Below are 20,608 nucleotides of genomic sequence, written 5' to 3'. Positions count from 1 at the left end.
CTTATTGTGCGGTTTTGAATTGCCAAGTCCGCCAATATGTCTGCGAGATGCTGTCGTCACGCCGTGCAGCTCGACGTTGGCGCTGCCGAACATCGTCCACGGATGGTGATAACCAAAGCTGCACCATGCCGAGCGTCCAAGCGGCACCTGCCAACGCATTCGGAACGTCCGCTTCCTACGCCGCAATCATCGCCCGGTCGGCTGCCGTGAGGTGACGTCTGGAATGACCAACGCCGGGCCGAATCGCTCTGGGGGAGAGCGGATTCGGCCCGGCGTTTGGTCAGTGCGAAACTACGCGGTCGGCTCGAAGGCCTCGGCGACGATTTCGGCCTGCTCCACGGCGTGGACCTTGGACGAACCCGAGGAGGGGGCCGACATGGCGCGGCGGGAGATGCGGCGCAGCTTGGTGAACCGCTCCGGGAGGAGTTCCGGGAGGTTCAGGCCGAAGAACGGCCATGCGCCCTGGTTGGCGGGTTCTTCCTGGACCCAGGCGATATCGGTCGCATTCGGGTAACCGGCCAGCGCCTCGTTCAACCGGAACTTGGGCAGCGGGTAGAGCTGCTCGATCCGGACGATGGCGACGTCCTCGCGGTTGTCCTTGGCCTTGGCCGCGACCAGCTCGTAGTAGAGCTTGCCGCTGGTGAGCAGGACGCGCTTGACCTTGCTGCGGTCGCCGATGCCCTGTTCGTAGGTGGGCTCGTCGAAGACCGAGCGGAACTTCGATTCGGTGAAGTCCTTCAGGTCCGAGACCACGGCCTTATTGCGCAGCATCGACTTCGGGGTGAAGACGATCAGCGGGCGGCGGATGCCGTCGAGCGCGTGGCGGCGCAGCAGGTGGAAGTAGTTCGCCGGGGTGGACGGCACGGCGACCGTCATCGAGCCCTCGGCGCACAGCTGCAGGAAGCGCTCGATGCGACCGGAGGTGTGGTCCGGGCCCTGACCCTCGTGACCGTGCGGCAGCAGCAGCACGACCTCCGAGAGCTGACCCCACTTGGCCTCACCGGAGGAGATGAACTCATCGATGATGGACTGCGCGCCGTTGACGAAGTCACCGAACTGCGCCTCCCACAGCACGAGTGCGTCCGGGTTGCCCAGCGAGTAGCCGTATTCGAAGCCGACGGCGGCGTATTCGCTCAGTGCCGAGTCGTGCACCGCGAACCAGCCCGGGTTCGTGCTGCCGATGTTGTGCAGCGGCGTGTACTCCTCGGCCGTCTTGCGGTCGATGATCACCGAATGGCGCTGGGTGAATGTGCCGCGACGCGAGTCCTGACCGGTCAGACGCACCGCGCGACCCTCGTCGATCAGCGAGCCGAAGGCGAGCAGCTCGGCGAAGGCCCAGTCGACCTTGCCCTCGTAGGCCATTTCGCGCCGCTTCTCCAGCACCGGCTTGACGCGCGGGTGCACATTGAAGCCATCGGGAACACCGAGGAAGGCATCGCCGATGCGCTGCAGCACGGTCTTGTCCACGGCCGTCACGACGGTCGAGGGCACCTGCTGGTCGTCCTCGACCGACTCGCTCGGCTCCGGGACGTACTTCTCCAGTTCGCGAACCTCGTTGAAGACCCGCTCCAGCTGACCCTGGTAGTCACGCAGCGCGTCCTCGGCCTCTTTGAGCGAGATATCGCCACGGCCGATCAGGCTCTCGGTGTAGGCCTTGCGCACCGAGCGCTTGGTGTCGATGACGTCGTACATGTACGGCTGGGTCATCGACGGATCGTCGCCCTCGTTGTGGCCGCGACGCCGGTAGCAGATCATGTCGATCACGACGTCCTTGCGGAACTTCTGGCGGAAGTCGACCGCCAGACGCGCCACCCAGTCGCAGGCCTCCGGGTCATCACCGTTGACGTGGAAGATCGGCGCGCCGATGAACTTCGCGATATCGGTGGAGTATTCGGTGGAGCGGCTGTTCTCCGGTGCGGTGGTGAAGCCGATCTGGTTGTTCACCACGATGTGGATGGTGCCGCCGACGCGGTAACCGCGCAGGCCCGACAGGTTCAGCGTCTCCGCGACCACACCCTGACCCGCGAAAGCGGCGTCACCGTGCAGCATCAGCGGCATGACGGAGAAGCCCTCCGGCCCGTCGCCCTTGTCCAGAAGGTCTTGCTTCGCGCGTACCAGACCCTCGAGCACCGGGTCGACCGCCTCGAGGTGCGACGGGTTGGCGGTCAGCGAGACCTCGATCTCGTTGTCGCCGAACATCTGCAGGTAGGTGCCGCGCGCGCCGAGGTGGTACTTCACGTCGCCGGAGCCGTGCGTGGCGGCCGGGTTCATGTTGCCCTCGAACTCGGTGAAGATCTTCGAGTACGGCTTGCCGACGATATTGGCGAGCACATTGAGGCGACCGCGGTGCGGCATACCGATGACGACCTCATCGAGCGAATGCTCGGCGCACTGGTCGATGGTGGCGTCCATCATCGGGATGACGGCTTCGGCGCCCTCGAGCGAGAAGCGCTTCTGGCCAACGTATTTGGTCTGCAGGAAGGTTTCGAAGGCCTCGGCCGCGTTCAACCGGTTCAGGATGTACTTCTGTTGCGCGACAGTCGGTTTGACGTGCTTCTGCTCGACCCGATCCTGAATCCACTGCAGCTGCTCGGTTTCCAGGATGTGGGTGTATTCCACACCCACGTGGCGGCAGTAGGCATCGCGCAGCACCGAGAGCACATCGCGCAGCTTCATCCGCTCCTGGCCGTGGAAGCCCGCGACATCGAAGGTGCGGTCCAGGTCCCAGAGGGTGAGGCCGTGCTGGGTGACATCGAGGTCCGGGTGGCTGCGGAACTTGTCCTTGACCAGCCGCAGCGGATCGGTGTCGGCCATCAGGTGGCCGCGGTTGCGGTAGGCCGCGATCATCTCCAGCACGCGGGTGCTCTTGTCGACGCCGCGTTCCTTGACGTCCTTGCGCCAGCGCACCGGCTCGTACGGCACGCCGAGGCCGTGGAAGATCTCGTCGTAGAACTCGTCGTTGATCAGCAGGTTGTGGATGGTCCGCAGGAAGTCGCCGGATTCCGCGCCCTGGATGATGCGGTGGTCGTAGGTCGAGGTCAGGGTCATCAGCTTGCCGACGCCGAGCTCGTTGATGCGCTCGTCGCTCATGCCCTGGAATTCGGCGGGGTACTCCATCGCGCCGGCGCCGATGATCGCGCCCTGGCCCGGCATCAACCGCGGCACCGAGTGCACGGTGCCGATGGTGCCCGGGTTGGTCAGCGAGATGGTGACGCCGGTGAAGTCGTCGATGCCGAGCTTGCCGTCGCGGGCGCGGCGCACGATGTCCTCATAGGCGGTGTGGAACTGCCCGAAGGTCATGGTCTCGCAGCCCTTGATGGCGGCGACGACCAGCGAGCGGTTGCCGTCCTTGCCCTGCAGGTCGATGGCGAGGCCGAGGTTGGTGTGCGCGGGGGTGATCGCGTTGGGCTTGCCGTCGATCTCGGCGAAGTGCCGGTTCAGGTTCGGGAACGACTTGACCGCCTGCACGATCGCGTAGCCGAGCAGGTGGGTGAAGGAGATCTTGCCGCCGCGGGTGCGGGCCAGATGGTTGTTGATGACCAGGCGGTTGTCGATCATCAGCTTCGCCGGAATGGCGCGCACGCTGGTCGCGGTCGGGATGGCCAGCGACGCGGACATGTTCTTGACCACGGCGGCGGCCGGGCCGCGCAGGACCTTCGCCTCGTCGGCCGCGGTGTCGGCGGGCTTCGGCGCGCCGGAGGTGGGCGCGGCATTCGAGGTCGGCGCGGGAGTCGTCTGCGGCGCGCGGGCGGTCACCTTCGCGGGCGCGGGAGCCTTCGCGGGAGCCTTGGGAGCTGCCGGGGCGGGAGCCGCCGGGGCCGGGGCCGCCGGGGCCGGGGCCGCGTTGACCGGGGCAGGGGCGGGGGCCGCTGCGGTCGGGGCCGCGTTCACCGGCGCGGGGGCCGGAGCCGGGGTGGCCACCTGCGCGGGCGCGGCGCTGTTACCAGAATCACCCGCGACCTCGGGCGTGTAATCGGCGAGGAACTCGTGCCAACTTTCATCGACGGAAGATGGATCCTGTTTGTACTTCTGATACATCTCATCGACTAGCCACTGGTTCTGTCCGAACTGGGAAGTTGAGCTGCTCACAGCAGGTGTTCGCCTCATTTCGTTCTTCGCGCTGCGACGTTTGTGACGTGCCCGGCACGGGGATCAGCGGATGCGCGCCGATGCGCCCTCTCTGAGGATAGGCCCAGCAGCAAATCAGTGGACCGACTGACCGCCGGACAAACCCGATCCCAAAGATGACGACCCGTCCTCGCTCGAGAATATTCCCTCCGTTTCGCTGGCCGCCGCCCAGAGCTGGGCATAGGGCCCACCGGCCGCCAGCAGCGCGTCGTGCGGTCCGATTTCGGCGATCCGTCCGCATTCCACGACGGCGATCCGATCGGCTCGCGCGGCGGTGCCCAGACGGTGCGCGACGACCACGGTGGTCCGGCCCCGAGCCAGCGATCGGCTCGCTACCAGGACCGATGCCTCGGTCTGCGGATCCAGGGTGGCGGTGGCCTCGTCGAGCAGCAGCAGATCCGGGCGCACCAGCTCGGCTCGGGCCAGCGCGATCAGTTGACGTTGGCCGGCCGAGAGGCCGCGGCCGCGCTCGCCGACCGGGTGGCGCATGCCCTGCGGTAGCGCGGCGATCATGTCGGCCGCACCGACCGCCGTGGCGGCGGCCGCGAGCTCCGCCTCGGTCGCGGATGGTTTCCCGAATGCAATGTTGCTGGCGACGTCGCCGGTGAAGAGGTGAGCTTCCTGGGGGACTATGCCGAGCCGGGAGCGGTAGTCGGCGAGGCGATAGTGCCGGATGTCGATGCCGTCGACGCGGATCGCGCCGGCCGGGTCGACAGCGTCGGGCAGGTCGTAGAGCCGGGCCAGCAGCTTGACGATGGTCGACTTGCCCGCACCGGTCGGGCCGACCAGGGCCAGCGTGGATCCGGCCGGGATCCGCAGTGATACCCCGTCGAGGGCGGGCTTCTCGGTGCCCGGATAGCGGAATCGGATGTCATCGAGGACGACCTCGCCGCGCAGTCCGTGGTCGATCGCGACCGCGTCCGCGGGATCGGCGGCGATCGAGGACGGGGTGCGGAGCAGGTCGCCGATGCGGCGCAGGCCGACGCGGGCCTGCTGATAGCCGTCGAAGACCTGGGACAACTGCAGGATCGGGCCGAAGAGCAACTGCAGATACAGCACGAAGGCGATGAGGGTGCCCGCAGTGGTCGCTCCGCCGGCGACTTCACGCGCACCGAAGTACACGACCGCGGCCAGTGCCAGATCCGCCCACGCGATGACGAAGGCGAAGTACATCGCGATGGCCCGCTGGGCGCGCATCCGGCTGGTCCGGTAGCGATCGGAGTATTCGGCGAAGCGGCGGGCGGCGACCGGCTCGTGCCGGTTGGCCTGGACGGCGCGCAGGCCGGAGACGTTCTCCTGGAAATCGGCATTGACGGTCGAGACGTGTTCGCGGGACACGGTGTACGCGGTGGCGGAGACGCGACGGAACAGCACCGTCGCCAGCAGGAGCGGCGGCAGCGCGATCAACACCACCGCGGCCAGCGAGGCATCGATGACCAGCAGTGCCACCGCGATCCCGACCAGGGTGAGCACGCCGATCAGCGTGGTCGCGACGCCGGTCTGCAGGAACGTCGACAGCGCGTCCACATCCGTGGTCATCCGGGTCATGATGCGACCGGACAACTCGCGTTCGTAGTAGTCCAGACCCAGTCGTTGCAGGTGCGCGTAGCTGCGCACGCGCAGACCGTAGAGCACGCGTTCGCCGGTGCGGGCGGTGAGCACGGTGGTTGCCGCGCCGACCGCGAGGCCGAGCACAACCAGCGCCGCGCCGAGCCCCCCGGCGCGGGCGAGCGCGGCCGAATCATGGCCGCTCACACCGGTATCGATGGCGTAGCGCACGATCGGCGGGAAGGCGACGCCGATCAGGGTGTCGAATGCGAGCAGGGTGATGACGGTCAGCACCAGCCAGCGCACCGGGCGCAGCAGGCGGGTCAGGCGGAACCCGGGATCGGGTTGTCTCAGCTGCTCGTCGTCGAGGCCGGGCTGTTCGATGGCCGGTGGTAAACGTTCGATGGTGCGGCGCAGTTCGGGGGTTTCGCTGAGATCGGCTGCGGCGCCGGAGAATCCGCCCGGTCCGGTGGCGGGCATCGTGGTGCGGCCGAATCTCGTGGTGCCGAGGGTGCCGCCACGTCCGAGAACGGCCGGGGCTTCGTCGGCGGCGTATGAGGCCGGGCCGGGGAGCCGGATCACCCGATCCGCATGGGCGAGTGTGGATTCCCGATGCGCCAGGATCAGCGTCGTGCGGCCGCCCGCATCGGGGAGTTTGTCGAAGATGGCCGCCTCGGTGATCGCGTCGACGGCGGAGGTCGCGTCATCGAGCACCAGAATTCGCGGCTGCGCCAACAACGCACGGGCCAGCGCGATTCGCTGTCGCTGCCCGCCGGACAGCGTCAGCCCGCGTTCGCCGACCACGGTGTCGTAGCCGTCGGGGAGTTCGGTGATGAACTCGTCGGCGGCGGCAAGCTTTGCGGCATAACGGATTTCGGCATCGGTGGCCTCGGGGCGGCCGAGGGCGATATTCGCGGCGATGGTATTGCTGAACAGGAACGGGTCATCGAATACCACGCCGATCGCGCTGCGGAGATCGGTTGCGCACAGATCGGCGATGTCCACCGAGGTGGTGTTCGAATCGAAGAGGCGAATGGCGCCGGAGTCGGGGGCGTAGAAGCGGGGGAGAAGTAGTGAGAGCGTTGACTTTCCGGAGCCCGCAGGACCGATGATGGCAACGGTTTCGCCGGGATGCACGGTGAGATCGAGGTCGCGCAGGATCGGTTGGGCGGGTTCGAATCCGAAAGTGACGGAATCTATTTCGATGCCGAGTGGGCCTTCGGGCAGGTCGACGGGGGCGGACGGGTCGGCGATTTCGGGGGCGGCATCGATGACCTGGTAGACGCGCTCGGCGGCGGCTCTGGTCAGCTGGGCCATGATGACCACCGAGGACATGGTGCGGGTGGTGACCGTCATGGTCGTGACGTAGGCGGAGAAGGCGAGGAAGGTGCCGATTCCGATGACCCCGTGCAGTGCGAGCAGGCCGCCGACGACGATCACGCCGACCAGTCCGGCTTGCGGGATGGTGGTGACCGCGGGTGCGAAGCGCGCGTTGATGGCGGCGGCGCGCATGCGTTCGGCGTAGAGGGTGCGTCCGTGCTGCTCCAGCACGCGCACCATCCGGGCCTCCTGGCCGAAGCCTTTGACCACGCGGACGCCGGTGACAGTCTCTTCGACATGTTGGGCGACCTCGGCGGCCCGCTGCTGTGCGGACCAGGTCGCGGCGTAGAGCCGTGGGCGCATCCGGTACACCAGCAGTGCGATCGCCGGGACGACCAGCAGTGCGACCGCGGCCAACGGCGGCGATAGCCACACCATGACGGCGGCGGCGAGTAGGAATTCCAGCAGTGCCAAACCGGACAGCGGGACCATTGCCAAAAGGCCCTGCACCAGTTGCAGATCGGTGATCGAGCGGGACACGACCTGGCCGGTGCGCAGCGCGTCCTGGCCGACTCCGTCCAGGCGTTGCAGCGAGCCGAGCAGATTCAACCGCAGTGCGTGCTGGACATCGAGTGAGAGTCGTCCGGCCAGCATGCGTCGTCCGAAGGCGGCCGAGAAACGGCCCACCGCGACGAGGACCAGTAATCCGGCGACGACGCCGATCACCGAGGTGTCGCCGAGCCCGGCGGCGTCGACGGCGCGCTTCGTCAGCAGCGGTGCGGAGATTTCGACCAGTGCTCCGGCGATCAATGCGACCGCGATGCCCGCGACTGTTCCGCGGTGGGACCAGCATTCGGTCCACAGTCTGCGCATCCAGCCCGGTTCACTCAATTGCGCTGTCCACCTGTCCTGTCGGCTTGTGTCGACGGTAACGACACGGATAGCCATGGGATTTGTTCCCTGCGGGCCGGCGGCTTCCAGCAACCGCCTGTCGATGCGGCGTGGTGGGGGTCAGATGTCGCGTTTGCGCAGGAGCCACCAGGCGCCGCCGCCTATGCCCAAGGTCCAGAGCATCAGGACCACCAGGGCGGCGGGGGTGGGGGCCAGGAAGTTGTTGTCTTTGAACGAGCCGACGGCGACGGTACTGATGGTGGCGGAGCCGGGCAGCACGGTGACTACTCCGGCGATGCCGATGGCCTTGGCGACAACCCAGGTCAACGGTTCGATGATCAGGGTCCAGCCGAGCATGGTGGCGATCGCGCCGGTGGAGGTGCGCAGGAGCAGACCGAGGCCCGTGCCGATCAGCGACCAGCAGGCGGCGGCGAGCAGCCCGCCGCCGAAGACGGCGAGTAGGCGCAGGCCGAAGTCGAATTTGCCGCGGCCGAAGGCGAGCAGGCAGGCGAAGGCCAGTAACTCCACCGCGAAGGTGGTTGCCAGCGCGAATCCGGCGGTTACCAGGAATTTCGCGGCGGCGAGGCGATCGCGGTCCGCGGTGAACAGCGCGGTGGATGGCATTGTCGCGTAACGGTATTCGGCGCCCGCTCCGGCGGCGCCGAAGGCTCCGGCGGTCACGATGGCGACGGCAAGGCCGATGTAGAGCCCGATGGTCGCGGCGCCGGTCGCCGGATCGGACTTGGGGTCGGCCGGTCCGGCGAGCAGCGCGGTGACCGCGCTCGCGACGAGTGCTATCGCGGGGATGAGGGCGGCGAGGATCCGGCTGGCGCGCAGCGTGCTCACCTTGCGGACCTCGGAGTTGACGGCCGGAACGAGGTCCGGGGGCAGAACGGCGATCATCGTGGAATCCCGTATGGCGTCGGTTGGGGCGGTGCGATCCCGGCATAGGGGGCGGGCTGCGCCGGGCGGGCCGGTTTGACCAGCGAGGCGAGCACGCGGTCGGGGTGGATCTGATCGGCGGTGATGCTGTCCAGGCGGACCCCGGCCGCCGTCGCCGCCGCGCGGATCTGTGCTTCGGTGGCCTCGGCCACCGCGAGCCGGCCGTCTGGTCGGATCACCGCATCGGTGAAGCCCTGTGCGGCCAGCATGGTGGCCAGCGCGATGGGCGTGGACGCGACGACGACCAGGCGATCGGGGTGGCCACGACGCAGCCGGGCGGGAGTGCCCTGATATACCACCACACCGTCACTGATCACGATGATGTTGTCCGCGATCGGAATCACGGTCGCCAGACTTTCGCTGGACAGCAGGACCGTGCCGCCGCGGCGCGCGTGCCGGCGCACGAAGTCTTGCAGCCATGCGCGCTCGGCCGCGTCGAGTCCGGCCATCGGTTCGTCGAGGATCAGCAGTTGCGGATCGCCGAGCAGCGCGGTCGCCAATGCCAGTCGGGTCTGCGATCCGGCCGATAGCGCGTCCGCCCGCGTTCGCGCCCATTCACCGAGGCCGACGATCTGGAGCACCTCATCGACCCGCGCGTCCTCGACACCCGCGGCCGCCGCGTACACCAGCAGATGATCGCGCGCGGATCGAGCCGGATGCAGTCCGCGCGGCGCCAGCATGCCGCCGACGACGGCCGAGGGACCACGCCTCGCCTCGCCTTGCCGCGCGGAGCCGGGCCCGCCGACCGAGGCCGTACCCGAGGTCGGCGCGAGCAGGCCGAGCAGGATCCGCATAACGGTCGATTTACCCGCGCCCGCGGGCCCGACCAGGGCGGCGACGGTCCCGGACGGGACGGTGAAGCTGACGTTCTCGACCCCGGTGACCAGGTCGTAGCGCTTGCTCAGGCCGCGGACGGAGAACGCGAGCGGTCGGCCCGCGCTCATCGCGGCGTCGGGGGTTGCGGTTTGATCGGATCCAACGCGGGCAGCGGATCGGCATCGATGATCAGCTGCCGATCGGCGGGCCAGGTCATCGGCGCGGGCCCGAAGGCCTTGCGCGCATTGCTGATCGTGGTCTTGCCGAGCGCCCGGTTGCCGAATCCGCCGATCACCGCGCCGATGCCGGCAGGCACCACCTTGCCGGCCATCAGCGCGGCGCGTTTGGTGATGAAGCGGATGATGAATCGCTTGAGCAGCGAATCGTTCATGCTCGACAGGCCCGGAATCTTGCTGGCGAACAGGGTGCCCCAGTTCTTCGCCGACTGACCGACGGTCTTCTCGACGATCTCCATCCCGCTCTCGCCGAGCACGACGGCCAGCACCAGCGCCCGGCGCGTCTCCTTGTCCTCGGGGGCGATGCCGTGCACGGCCGCGACCGCGAGGGTGAATACCGCGGAGGCCTCCATGAAGAAGGTGGTCTCGGCGCTCACCGCGGCAATGGCCGCGACGGTGCCGACCCCCGGCACCGCGGCCGTCGCGCCGACCGCACCGCCGCTGCCGGTCACCGCGAGTAGGTACTGGTGCTCCAGCCGGTCGATGATCTGCGCTGGACTCTCCGACGGATGCGAACGCCGCAGCCGGTCCACGTACTTGGCGACGGCCGGCGCCTGCAGGCGCGACCCGGTATCGAGTAGCTGGACCACCGTCTTCTCGAACGTGCCTTTGAACACGGCGATATCCTCCTCTTCCGCCTGTACGGGATGAACCTTATGGCACCGACCGCCATCAACTCGTCATGACAACGATGTACCCGGTCGGCCGGGTTCCCCGCATGTCGCTTCGATCACGCCGGTTCGCGCAGGGCAGGGACCCTTTCCGTGAGCGGTGGCGGTGGCGGCGGCGTGCCGTCGCCGAATGGCCTGCCGCCCAGCGCCTCTCGGCCGTGCGGGGTCAGCCAGCCGGTCAGGTCCGGACCCTTGGGCACGATCCGCGTCGGGTTGATGTCGGAGTGCACCACGTAGTAGTGCGTCTTGATCTGCCCGAAATCGATGGTGTCGCCGAATCCGGGCGTCTGATAGAGGTCACGCGCATAAGCCCAGAGCACCGGCATTTCGGACAGCTTGCTGCGGTTCGCCTTGAAGTGGCCGTGATAGACCGGATCGAATCGGACCAGCGTGGTGAACAGTCGCACGTCGGCCTCGGTGATGGTGTCGCCCACCAGGTATCGCTGGGTGGTCAGGCGTTCGGACAGCAGGTCCAACCGGGCGAACAGCCGGTCGTAGGCCGCCTCGTAGGCCTCCTGCGTCCCCGCGAACCCACACCGGTAGACGCCGTTGTTGATATCCCGGAATACGGCCAGGCTCAGCTCGTCGATCTCGGCCCGCAACTCCTCCGGATACAGCTGCGGCGCACCGGGGCGATGCAGTTCGGTCCACTCGGTGGAGAAGTCGAGCGTGATCTGCGCGTAGTCATTGGTCACCACCTGTCCGGTGCGGACGTCCACGATCGCGGGGACCGTGATGCCGCGCGGATAGTCCGGGAACCGCGCCAGATACGCGTCGCGCAGCCGCGGGATGCCCAGCACCGGATCCACGCCACCGGGATCCAGATCGAAGGTCCAGCTGAGCTTGTCGTGCGTCGGTCCGCACAACCCCAGTGAGATCGAATCCTCCAACCCCAGCAGCCTGCGCACGATCAGCGTCCGGTTGGCCCACGGGCAGGCCCGTGCCGCGATCAGGCGATAGCGGCCCGGCTCGACCTGGTATCCGTCGCGGCCGTCGGCCGTAATGCGGGTGGTGATGTAATTCGTATCCCGCTTGAACTCACCGGCTTCGACGTAGGAGCCACTTTCTGATACCGCCTTGGTCACCTGTCTAGTCTGGCAGATCGAGGGCTCAGCCGACGGAGTCAGCGGGGTCGGTGAGCCCGGGGATGGCGGCCGACTGAGTCGGCGGGGTGGGTTGGCCTGGGGATTGCAGCCGACGGACTCGGCGGGGTGGGTGAGCCCGGGGATGGCAGCCGACTGAGTCGGCAGGGTACGGCGGCCTAGTCTTGCCGGATGAGTGATACGAAAGCCACCCGGCTGACTCGGGAAACCACCGACGGCGGAGCCGAGGTCGCGACCCTCACCCTGGCGAATCCGCCGCTGAATCTGTTCGACCAGTCGATGCTCGACGCGCTGATCGAGGATCTCGCCGAGCTATCGGCCAATCCGCCGCGCGCGGTGCTGTTGCGGGCCGAGGGCAAGCTGGTCTCCGGCGGCGTCGACGTGCACGTATTCGACGGTTTGACGGCCGAGCAGGGCGCCGAACTGTGGCGCACCCTGTTCGCGCAGATCATCCATCCGCTCGAGGCGCTGCCGTGCCCGGTGATCTTCGCCGCGCACGGCCTCACCCTGACCGCCGCCTTCGAAATGGCGCTGGCCTGCGACATCATCCTGGCCGCGCCGAAGGCGAAATTCGGCCTGGTGGAGACGGTGGTGGGCCTGACGCCGTCGATGGGCGGTCCGCAGCGGCTGGCCGAGCGCGCGGGTTCTGGCCGGGCCCGCGAATTCGTGATGACCGGTGATCTCTACGACGCCGCGACCATGGCCGAATGGGGCGTGGTCAACGCCGTCCACGATGATGTCGACGCCGCGGCAAGGGAATTGACGAACCGCCTGGCCCAGGGCCCGACCCGGGCGCATGCCGCGACCAAGCAGATCATCGAGGCCTGGCGCTCCGGCGGTGTGGCGCACGCGGATTCGGTGACGCCGGAGGTGTCCGGCGCGCTGTTCGACACCGCGGATCTGCGCGGCGCGGTGCGCAGCTTCCTGGAGGTCGGGCCGGGAAAGGCGACCTACACGGGGCGGTGACGGCCGGGACACGTGCACCGCCTGATCGGGCGCTGTCGGACGAAGTCCGCCATCAGCCTTGCGCTCGACCGAGCGTCGGCGAGTTCACCGCCTATTCCAGCGAAAATGTGACTCGCGTCATATAGTCCAAAGAGCCTGCAGGCTCGAGGCGTGTGCGGAGGACGTATGTCGCAGTTTCTGGTCGAGTACCCCCTGAATCGTCCGCATGCCTGCGACACACCGCTGGCCCGCGGCGCCGACGGGGTGCTGCGCTACGGCAATCTCACCCCCGCACTGACCGAACTATTGGATCTGCAGGTGCACGCCTTCTCGACCAGGGAGGCGGTGGTGGAGATCGGTGGCCCCCGGCTGAGCTATCGGGAGCTGTGGCACTCCGCCTCCCGTATCGCGGGCGGCCTGCAGGAACACGGCATCGGCTACGGCGACCGGGTCGCCATCCATATGCCAACAGGTGCGCGCTGGGTGCAGGCGTTCCTCGGGTCCCTGCTCAGCGGCGCCGTCCCCGTACTTGTGCACGACGGACTACCCGATGCGGTGGCCGAGCGGGTGATCGCGGACAGCAGCACCGACTTCGTGCTCGGCGGCGGTAACGACGAACTGCCCGACGGCGCCGCCTTCATCGATGACGGTGCGGCGCTCGATGATCTGGCGCTGCTCTGTTACACCAGCGGCGCCGGGCTCTGTCCGACCAACACCGCCGCGCCCAAGGGTGTCGAGCTGACCAACGAAAACCTGCTCTCGGCAATCCGTTCCGTCGTCGCGGCGCTGGACCTGCCGACCGACGGCCTGCGCAATCTGGTGCTGCTACCGCTGGCGCATGCGAGCGGCTGTGTGGACCAACTGCTGCCGACCTTCGCGGTCGGCGGCACCGTCGTCCTTGCGCCGGACAGTGGAAGACTGGCCGAAACCATCGTCTCCGAACGGATCGATATGGTTTCCGCGACGCCACGCATATTCGCCCGATTGCGGCCGGAACTCGCGGCGCTGCGCACCGAAGGGCTGCGCACCGAAGGCATCGTCCGGCTCAGCAACGCGGGCCACCGCGGTGAACGCGCCGTCGACCCGACCGATCCCGCGGATCTGGCCGCCACGCTGCGCGATATGTTCCCCGCCGCCCGGCAGTGGTCGGTCTGGGGCGCGACCGAAACCAGCGGCATCGGGCTGGTCGTCGACGACGATACCGACAACGCGCCCGGCGCCGATCCGGTGCTGGGATTCCCGTTCGGCGGTACGGAATTGGCGCTGTGGGGGCCGCGGGCGCAGGCCGGGCACGGCGAATTGCTATGTCGCGGGCCGAATGTCACCCGCCGCTACTGGAACGATCCGGAAACCACCGCGGATCGCTTCACCGGAAGTTGGTTCCACACCGGCGATCAGGTCAGCATCGATGCCGAGGGGCTGGTCCGGCGCGAGCAGGTGCAGGCGGGGTAGCTCACTCGAGCAGGCGATCGCGCAGCCGCTCGCGCAGCCGCGTGGTGAATCCGATGGCGGTCAGGTAGGACTCGAAATCGCCGTGCCGTTCGCGCACCACATCCGTGGCGACCTGTAGGTAATCCTCGCGGACGCCCAGGATGTCGATGGAGAGTTCTACTCCCGCAGTGAGTTTCGGCGCCATCATGTCGCGCAGTGCGGGGACGGCGTCATTGCTGGCCATGAAGTCGGCGAGCACGTCGGTCTCGCTGACCGCGACCGCGCGCAGCAGGGTGGCGATGGCCCAGCCGGTGCGGTCCTTGCCCGCCGCGCAGTGCACGAGCACCGCGCCGTCCCCGCTGGCGATGGTCTCGGCGATGGCGATGATCGCGGTATTGGCCTCGGGCAGGGCCGGGAAGTACCGGTAGACCTCGAGCATGTGGGAGAACGCGGAGTTGGTCTGGGCGTCGTGCGGCGGCGCCTCGGCCATCCGGGAGTCGAAGGGGGTGATGTTCAGTCGCACGCCGTCGGGCAGGTTGTCGTGGCCGATGTGCTCGATCTCGCGCAGCCCGCGCAGGTCATAGACATTGGTGACGCCGAGTTCGCGCAGGATGGCGTGCCCGGGTAGGTCCAGGCCGCTCAGTTGGGCCGAGCGCAGCAGCACGCCGGGGCGAATCCGCGCACCGTCGATGGTGCGCAGTCCGCCGAGGTCGCGGAAGTTGAACGTGCCGGTCAGGTAGAACTGGTCGGCCGAGGGCGAGAGAGTCACTGATCAAGGCTAACTACCCGAGGAATCAGTGCGGTGTCGATTGCGGATAGAGTACGGAACCCCTGGTGGTCCAGTTTGTGAGGATTTACTGTGTGATACGCCACACCGCGGCGGGCGGGGAACAACCCGACCCGTAGTCTGGTCAATGGTGTATCTCGGGCAGGGCGGGCGCGAGAGTGACGCTGGGGGAGGCGATTCCGGTGGACACCGATCGATCGCGGCGACATTCCGTTTGGGTAACAAAACATTCTTCGAGTCTGGAAATACCCAACGAACCCGTTCTTAAACTCGGAAAACCCTCTACGATTGGTGAATGTTGGACTGGGCATCCAGGAAATTCCCGATCGGGGGGATTCGTGAGATCGACCCGCCATGTTCAGCGAGTCGCGCCGACGAAGGTGCGCGAGTTGTTTCCCCGAGGGAGTCGTCGTTGAGCGTACGTGGAGATATATCGGCGGTTCGGTTGCGGCCGACCATCTGCGAGGCCGTCGAGAAGGCGGCCGCCTCACTCGATTTCACCGGAGTGCGGGCACTTCGGGTGTTGCTGCATGCCGGTGTGAGCGCTTACTGGCCACTGGTCAAGGCCGCCCCGGCCAAGCAGGCTCGGGCGTACGAGGCGACCGTGCATCAATTGGCCGAGCGCTGGGAGGCGCAGACCGAATGTGTCGCCGACCCGAAGGCCTCGGCCCTGTTCCGGGAGATGGACTCCGAGGTCGCGACCTTCCTCGACCTCTGTGCGAACCGGTCCGGCGCGCAGTGGCTGGAGCCGGTGGATGCCATCGCGGCCTATGCGGTCTCGGTGCTGCAGGGCACGGTGCTGCGCTGGCTCGCGGATTGCAATGACGAGACGACGCTCGTGGTGCTCGACGACCTGGTCAGCAGCTTGGCCACCCGGGCTGCCGCAGTCTGATCCCGCAATACTGGACGTCTGACCAGTTTGGTGGTTGAGTTATATCGGTGACCGAGAAGTCGCCGATTGTCGCCCTGCATACGGCCACGGCCGAGCTGGACCCGCCGCTGGCCGCCCTCGACCTGACCGCGCTGCGTGCCAATGCCGCGGACCTGGTCCGTCGCTCGGGCGGTGTGCCCATTCGGGTGGCGAGCAAGTCGGTGCGCTGCCGCGCGGTGCTCGAGCAGGTGCTGGGCACCGGCCTCACCGCCGATGGCGGCTTCGCGGGCATCATGTCGTACTCCCTGCGCGAGGCCATCTGGCTGGTCCGCCTCGGCGCCCGCGATGTGCTGCTCGGCTATCCGACCGTCGAGCGCGCGGCGCTGGCCGAATTCGCCGCCGATGACATCCTGCGCGAGTCCATTACGTTGATGGTCGACGACCTCGCGCAGCTGGAACTGATCCGCGCCGCGGTCGGCACTGACCTGGTGCGGCCGCGGATCTGCCTCGATGTGGACGCCTCGCTGCGAGTCGGACCGCTGCACCTGGGTGTTCGGCGCTCGCCGATACGCACCCCCGAACAGGCCGCCACGCTCGCGCGCGAAGCGCGCAATCGCGGTTTCGATGTGGTCGGCGTGATGACCTATGAGGCGCAGATCGCCGGACTGCCCGACTCCAATATCGCTGTGCGCCTGGTGAAGCGGGCCTCGGCGGCCGAAATCGTCAAGCGCCGCGGGCAAGTGCTCGACGCGGTGCGCTCGGTGGTCGGCAAGCTGGAGATCGTCAATAGCGGCGGTTCCGGATCCATCGAGGTCAGCATTGCCGATCCGGATGTCACCGAGGTGACCGCGGGCTCCGGGCTGTACGCGCCGACCCTGTTCGACAACTACCGCGCCTTCACCCCGCGTCCCGCACTGTTCTTCGCGACATCGGTGCTGCGCAAGCCGACGCCCGACATCGCGACGGTTTTCGCGGGCGGTTACATCGCCTCCGGTCCGACCGGTCCGTCCCGAGTGCCGAAGCCGGCGTGGCCCGGTGGGTTGAAGCTGCTGGGCACCGAGGGGGCGGGGGAGGTGCAGACGCCGCTCTCCGGGGCCGCCGAACTGCGGATCGGCGATCGGGTGTGGTTCCGGCATGCCAAGGCCGGTGAGCTGTGCGAGCGGTTCGATCAGGTGCATCTCGTCGACGGCGATGGCGCGCGGACGACGGTGCCGACCTATCGCGGCGAGGGCAAGAGTTTCGGCTGAGTCCACCGGCAATTGCGAATTCGTCTGCGGGCCGCGACCGTGAATTTCAAGATCAAATACTGATGCGACGGCGGCACATTGAATTCCCGATAAAAGAACCAACCGGTCCGATGATTATTTCGATCATGCACTGGCGGGCCGCTGAAAGAAATATTCAGCGCCTCGTTCAGCTGAGTCGCAGGAATGTCGCGAGATCCGAGAGATCGTCCGGGGTATTCGGCAGATATTCGGTGAGCAGCGGCGATCGGATAATGACGGCCTTCCACATGGCTCGACAGAGCGTCGCTTGAACCATGCTGCGCGACAACAGGAACCGCATGCCGTAGGGGGCATCGGCGGGGCTGGAGGTGGTCATCGACATCAGCACCACCGCGGCCTCCCGGCCTCGGAAGCGTTCGGCCGTGCCGACCAGCACATCCTCGATCTTGGCCCGTGCCAGCAGCGTGCGGATCAGGCCGACCTGGGCGCTGTAGGGCGCCACCACGAGAATGTCGTGCGGGTGCAGCCGCCGCGTCATGGCGCCGGTCGTCCACGAGACCCCGAGCAGGGCGCGCACCCGGCGGACCACCTCGCGGGCCTCGGCCACCGATTCGGTCGCATCGCCGCCGTGCTCCACCAGCACCGTCTCCAGCCCCGGCTCGATGCCTTCCAGCTGCCGTGCGAGCGTGACCGTCTCGTTGGAGCGCAGGCGGTTGTCGTAGTACAGCCGGGAGATCGGGTCGCAGATGCGCGGGTGCATGCGCCAGGTGCGATCCAGAAAGTAGCCGCGATCGGCGGGCAGGGTGTGGCGGCCCTCGGTGAGCCAGCCGAGCACCGACTCGTCGACCGGCTCCGGATGCGTGCTGCGCGCCGCGGCGGGCGCGGGATCACCGAGCAGCAGCAGATTGCGCGCGCTCACCGCGACCGCGATGGTATCGGCGAGCGGGAAGCGGCCCGCATCGGCGATCACCAGCAGATCCAGACCATCGCCCGGCACCAGGTCGTCATCGGCGAAATCGGCTGGGGCACCGCCGATCACACAGCCGTTGACCGCATTGTCCAGGAATCGCGGATAGCGCGAACCGTCGATCACCGACCACTCCGGCGCCACCGTCACGACATCCTTCTTGGCCACCAGTTCGGGCAGCACACCCATCGCGACGATCATGTCGAGCATGCTCTCCACCGTCGAATGCGACTGTGCGACAACGCCGACGCGCCACTTGTGCCGGGTGACGAGCCGTTCGATCGCCCTTGCGACGGTGGAGGTCTTACCAGTGCCGGACGGTCCCTGCACCGCGAGGTAGGAGTCGTCGAGATCGAGCATCGCGGCCGTGATCGCCGCCGCGTGGTCACCGTGCACATCCGGCAGCCGCTCGGCGCGGCGCAGACGCGGCGCCCGGCGCGCCAGGATGTCGAATACCGCGCCGGCCGGGATCTCCGGCAGCGCCATCAGCAGTTGCTGGGCCGCGAATTCGACTGCGGTTTCGATGTTCTCGTCCCAGGCGGGTAGTCCGGGCGCGATGGCGGTCGGCAGGTCGTCATACGGTTCGCAGCCGTCCGGCAGCAGTTCCTCCAACCGGACGGCGTCGTCGAAGTTCGCGTCGACCGAGCAACCGAGCACGGTCGCGGTGGCGGTCGCGCGCCGACCGACGGCGGTGATCATCCCGGCGGCAACCGGCTGGTCGTAGAAGGTGTACACGGTGGCGCCCGGCGTCAGCACCGTGCCGGTCGCGGCACCGCCCGCGGTATCGGCGCCGCCCCAGCCGATGCCGATGCGTCCGGTCAGCGTGAGATATCTGCGCATCGTCGTTTGCTGCGGGCTGCGATGCCATTTGGTGTCCACCGTGCCCCAGTCGGCCACCAGTACCCCTGGCGCATCGGCCCATTCGTCGACCGGATGACTGAGCCGGTCGGCATGGGCCCACCACAGCGGCTGGCGTTCGCGCCGGTGATAACCGAGGGCCGCCGCCATCAGCGCGGCGGGATGGCGCGGCTCGCCCTGTGCCGCCGCGAATTCCGCGAGCGCGGCCTCGATCGACGAGGGCCGCGACGGCGGCACCGGATCCGGCTCCTCCGGCCTCGGCACCAGACACCACGAACTCGCCTGATCCAGCAGCACCGCATCCGGATACACGCGCTGTTCGGCCGACCGATCCAGCAGCCAGTCACGCAGCCGCAGCAGCGTGACGCAATCACGTTCCGGGCGAGCGGCATGCGCCGCATCCGGTAGCAATCGCCGCAGGCGGCTCAGCCGGTAGGAGCGTTCCCCGATGACCAGGGCATTGCGCACGATCGGATAGAGGTCGACGAGCACACCCGCCTGCAGCAGATCCTCGACGGTCTCCTCGCCGACCCCGTAACGGCCGGACCACCGCAGCAGCGCCGAACGCACACCGGACGTGTAGTGGTACACCCGCATATCCGAGTACGTCCGGAGGCGTTGGGCGACAAAGTCGAGCGTTTCGGCCAGTGCGCGCCGCCGTCCGGCCTCCTCATCGGCGATATCGGTCATCGCCCGATACGGTGCGGGTGCGGCACCGAACGGGGCGCGGAAAGCCAAATGGACGGCGCCGGAGCCGCCCACCTCGATACCGAGCAGCTGCCCCGATGGCCCCTCCTCGATGGTCAGCGAGAGATCGCCCGGCGACGGCGGCGGTAGCGCGCCCAGCGCGATCGCGTCGACCAAGGTGTGCGTCGGCTGTCCGGAATCCTCGCGACGCAGCTGGATTTCGGCCTGGCGGCGCAGTGTGGCGAAGGTGCGTGGCGGCAGGCCGGGCACGGTGGCGGCGGTGTTCGCCAGTCGGTCGATGGTGCTCACGCCCGCCTCGCGCAGCCTGGCCCGCGCGGTGCGCGGCATCCCGGCGACCAGCAGCAGGTCACGCGCCGCCGAGAGCGCGGTGGTGCAGGTCGGGCAGTGGCCGCAGGCGAGATAGCGCGGATCGCCCCACTGCACCGGGAGTAATTCGCTCAGTTTGTCTTCCAGGATTCGCTCGACCCGTCCGCGCCGGGCGAGATAGACCGGCACCAGATCGGTCAGCGGGTAGGTCTGGCTGTCCTCGCCCAGGTGCAACCGAGCCAGGGGCGCGGTCAATGCGCCGCTGTTGTCCAAAGCGTCCGCGCAGGCGGCGAGTTCGAGTGCCGCGCCGACGCGATCCGGTGGTCCGGCCGCGGTGCCGTGCACGGTGTAGCGGACCCGGTGGCCCGCGCGCACCAGGAAATCGCTGGCGCAGACGAATTTACCGTCGAAGAAGGTGGCACCGTGGATCACGTGCGCACCGGCGCGCAGAGCGGCGATGGTCTGCGCATGGGCGGCCTGTAGCGCGGCGATATGCGCTCCGGGATCCGTCACCGGATCGTGCTCGGCCGCGGCGCCGACCCTTTCGAGCGACCCGCGAGCAGTCGCTACGGAATGGATCTCTACCATCTGGCTGCCGAACCGATCACGGAAGTCCGCGAGCCTGCGTTCGCGCGAATCGTCGAACCCGGGGCGCGGCACCGGATCCGGCACCGCATCCACCGCGCCCGAGACAGTGCCCAGTTCGGTGTCGAGGGCACGCAATAACGCGAATTCACAGTGCGCCGCGCGCACCAAGTCGACGGCGGAGCAGACGACACGATCACCGAACACGATCAAACGCGGCCCTCCTGTGTCTTCGCCGGACACGGACGGCAACACTGTAGCTAGCCGGT

The 20,608-nt window shown here is 67.9% G+C and carries 12 protein-coding genes; 4 read left to right on the top strand and 8 right to left on the bottom strand.

The features are described from left to right. Positions 1–291: 291 nt before the first annotated feature. From ACHQ4I_RS14140 to ACHQ4I_RS14115, 6 genes are all read right to left on the bottom strand, one after another. Positions 292–4,107, bottom strand: a complete 3,816-nt coding sequence (locus ACHQ4I_RS14140) for a multifunctional oxoglutarate decarboxylase/oxoglutarate dehydrogenase thiamine pyrophosphate-binding subunit/dihydrolipoyllysine-residue succinyltransferase subunit (RefSeq protein WP_420772162.1) — start codon at positions 4,105–4,107, stop codon at positions 292–294. A 96-nt stretch (positions 4,108–4,203) separates the two neighbouring features. After that, on the bottom strand, positions 4,204–7,869 hold the full coding sequence (locus ACHQ4I_RS14135) for an ABC transporter ATP-binding protein (protein ID WP_420772689.1): 3,666 nt from the start codon (positions 7,867–7,869) through the stop codon (positions 4,204–4,206). A gap of 138 nt (positions 7,870–8,007) precedes the next feature. Continuing rightward, entirely contained in the window at positions 8,008–8,790 is a 783-nt protein-coding gene (locus tag ACHQ4I_RS14130; protein WP_420772161.1) for an ABC transporter permease, read from the bottom strand. After that, positions 8,787–9,773 (bottom strand): ABC transporter ATP-binding protein, encoded by a 987-nt coding sequence (locus ACHQ4I_RS14125; protein ID WP_420772160.1) that lies wholly within the window; start codon positions 9,771–9,773, stop codon positions 8,787–8,789. The genes ACHQ4I_RS14130 and ACHQ4I_RS14125 overlap by 4 nt, the downstream gene beginning before the upstream one ends. Beyond that, complete coding sequence (locus ACHQ4I_RS14120; protein WP_420772159.1) at positions 9,770–10,498, bottom strand: hypothetical protein; 729 nt, start codon at positions 10,496–10,498, stop codon at positions 9,770–9,772. The genes ACHQ4I_RS14125 and ACHQ4I_RS14120 overlap by 4 nt, the downstream gene beginning before the upstream one ends. Before the next feature lie 113 nt (positions 10,499–10,611). Then, positions 10,612–11,637: a glutathione S-transferase family protein gene (locus ACHQ4I_RS14115; protein WP_420772158.1), complete on the bottom strand. Its 1,026-nt coding sequence runs from the start codon at positions 11,635–11,637 to the stop codon at positions 10,612–10,614. A 189-nt stretch (positions 11,638–11,826) separates the two neighbouring features. Here ACHQ4I_RS14115 and ACHQ4I_RS14110 point away from each other — a divergent pair, with 189 nt between their 5' ends. Together ACHQ4I_RS14110 and ACHQ4I_RS14105 are read left to right on the top strand one after the other, a co-directional pair. Further along, positions 11,827–12,621, top strand: coding sequence for an enoyl-CoA hydratase/isomerase family protein (locus tag ACHQ4I_RS14110; RefSeq protein ID WP_420772157.1), 795 nt, complete (start codon positions 11,827–11,829; stop codon positions 12,619–12,621). A 165-nt stretch (positions 12,622–12,786) separates the two neighbouring features. Further along, on the top strand, positions 12,787–14,052 hold the full coding sequence (locus ACHQ4I_RS14105; RefSeq protein ID WP_420772156.1) for a class I adenylate-forming enzyme family protein: 1,266 nt from the start codon (positions 12,787–12,789) through the stop codon (positions 14,050–14,052). 1 nt (position 14,053) lies between these two features. On the opposite strand, the gene ACHQ4I_RS14100 is transcribed toward ACHQ4I_RS14105, so the two are convergent. Continuing rightward, a complete protein-coding gene (locus ACHQ4I_RS14100) occupies positions 14,054–14,800 on the bottom strand; it encodes a tyrosine-protein phosphatase (RefSeq protein ID WP_420772155.1) in 747 nt (248 codons plus the stop codon). A gap of 430 nt (positions 14,801–15,230) precedes the next feature. Between ACHQ4I_RS14100 and ACHQ4I_RS14095 the strand changes: the two genes are divergently transcribed. Beyond that, a complete protein-coding gene (locus ACHQ4I_RS14095; RefSeq protein WP_420772154.1) occupies positions 15,231–15,710 on the top strand; it encodes a TetR family transcriptional regulator in 480 nt (159 codons plus the stop codon). A 47-nt stretch (positions 15,711–15,757) separates the two neighbouring features. Beyond that, entirely contained in the window at positions 15,758–16,936 is a 1,179-nt protein-coding gene (locus tag ACHQ4I_RS14090; protein WP_420772153.1) for an amino acid deaminase/aldolase, read from the top strand. 166 nt (positions 16,937–17,102) lie between these two features. Here the strand turns inward: ACHQ4I_RS14090 and ACHQ4I_RS14085 are convergent, their stop codons facing one another. Beyond that, positions 17,103–20,546, bottom strand: coding sequence for an AAA domain-containing protein (locus ACHQ4I_RS14085; RefSeq protein WP_476445393.1), 3,444 nt, complete (start codon positions 20,544–20,546; stop codon positions 17,103–17,105). Positions 20,547–20,608: the final 62 nt, after the last annotated feature.

It is taken from the genome of Nocardia nepalensis, from assembly GCF_048910785.1.
GTDB lineage: Bacteria > Actinomycetota > Actinomycetes > Mycobacteriales > Mycobacteriaceae > Nocardia > Nocardia nepalensis.
Note: the sequence above shows the minus strand (reverse complement) of the source record. Positions and strands in the feature narration are given on the sequence as shown.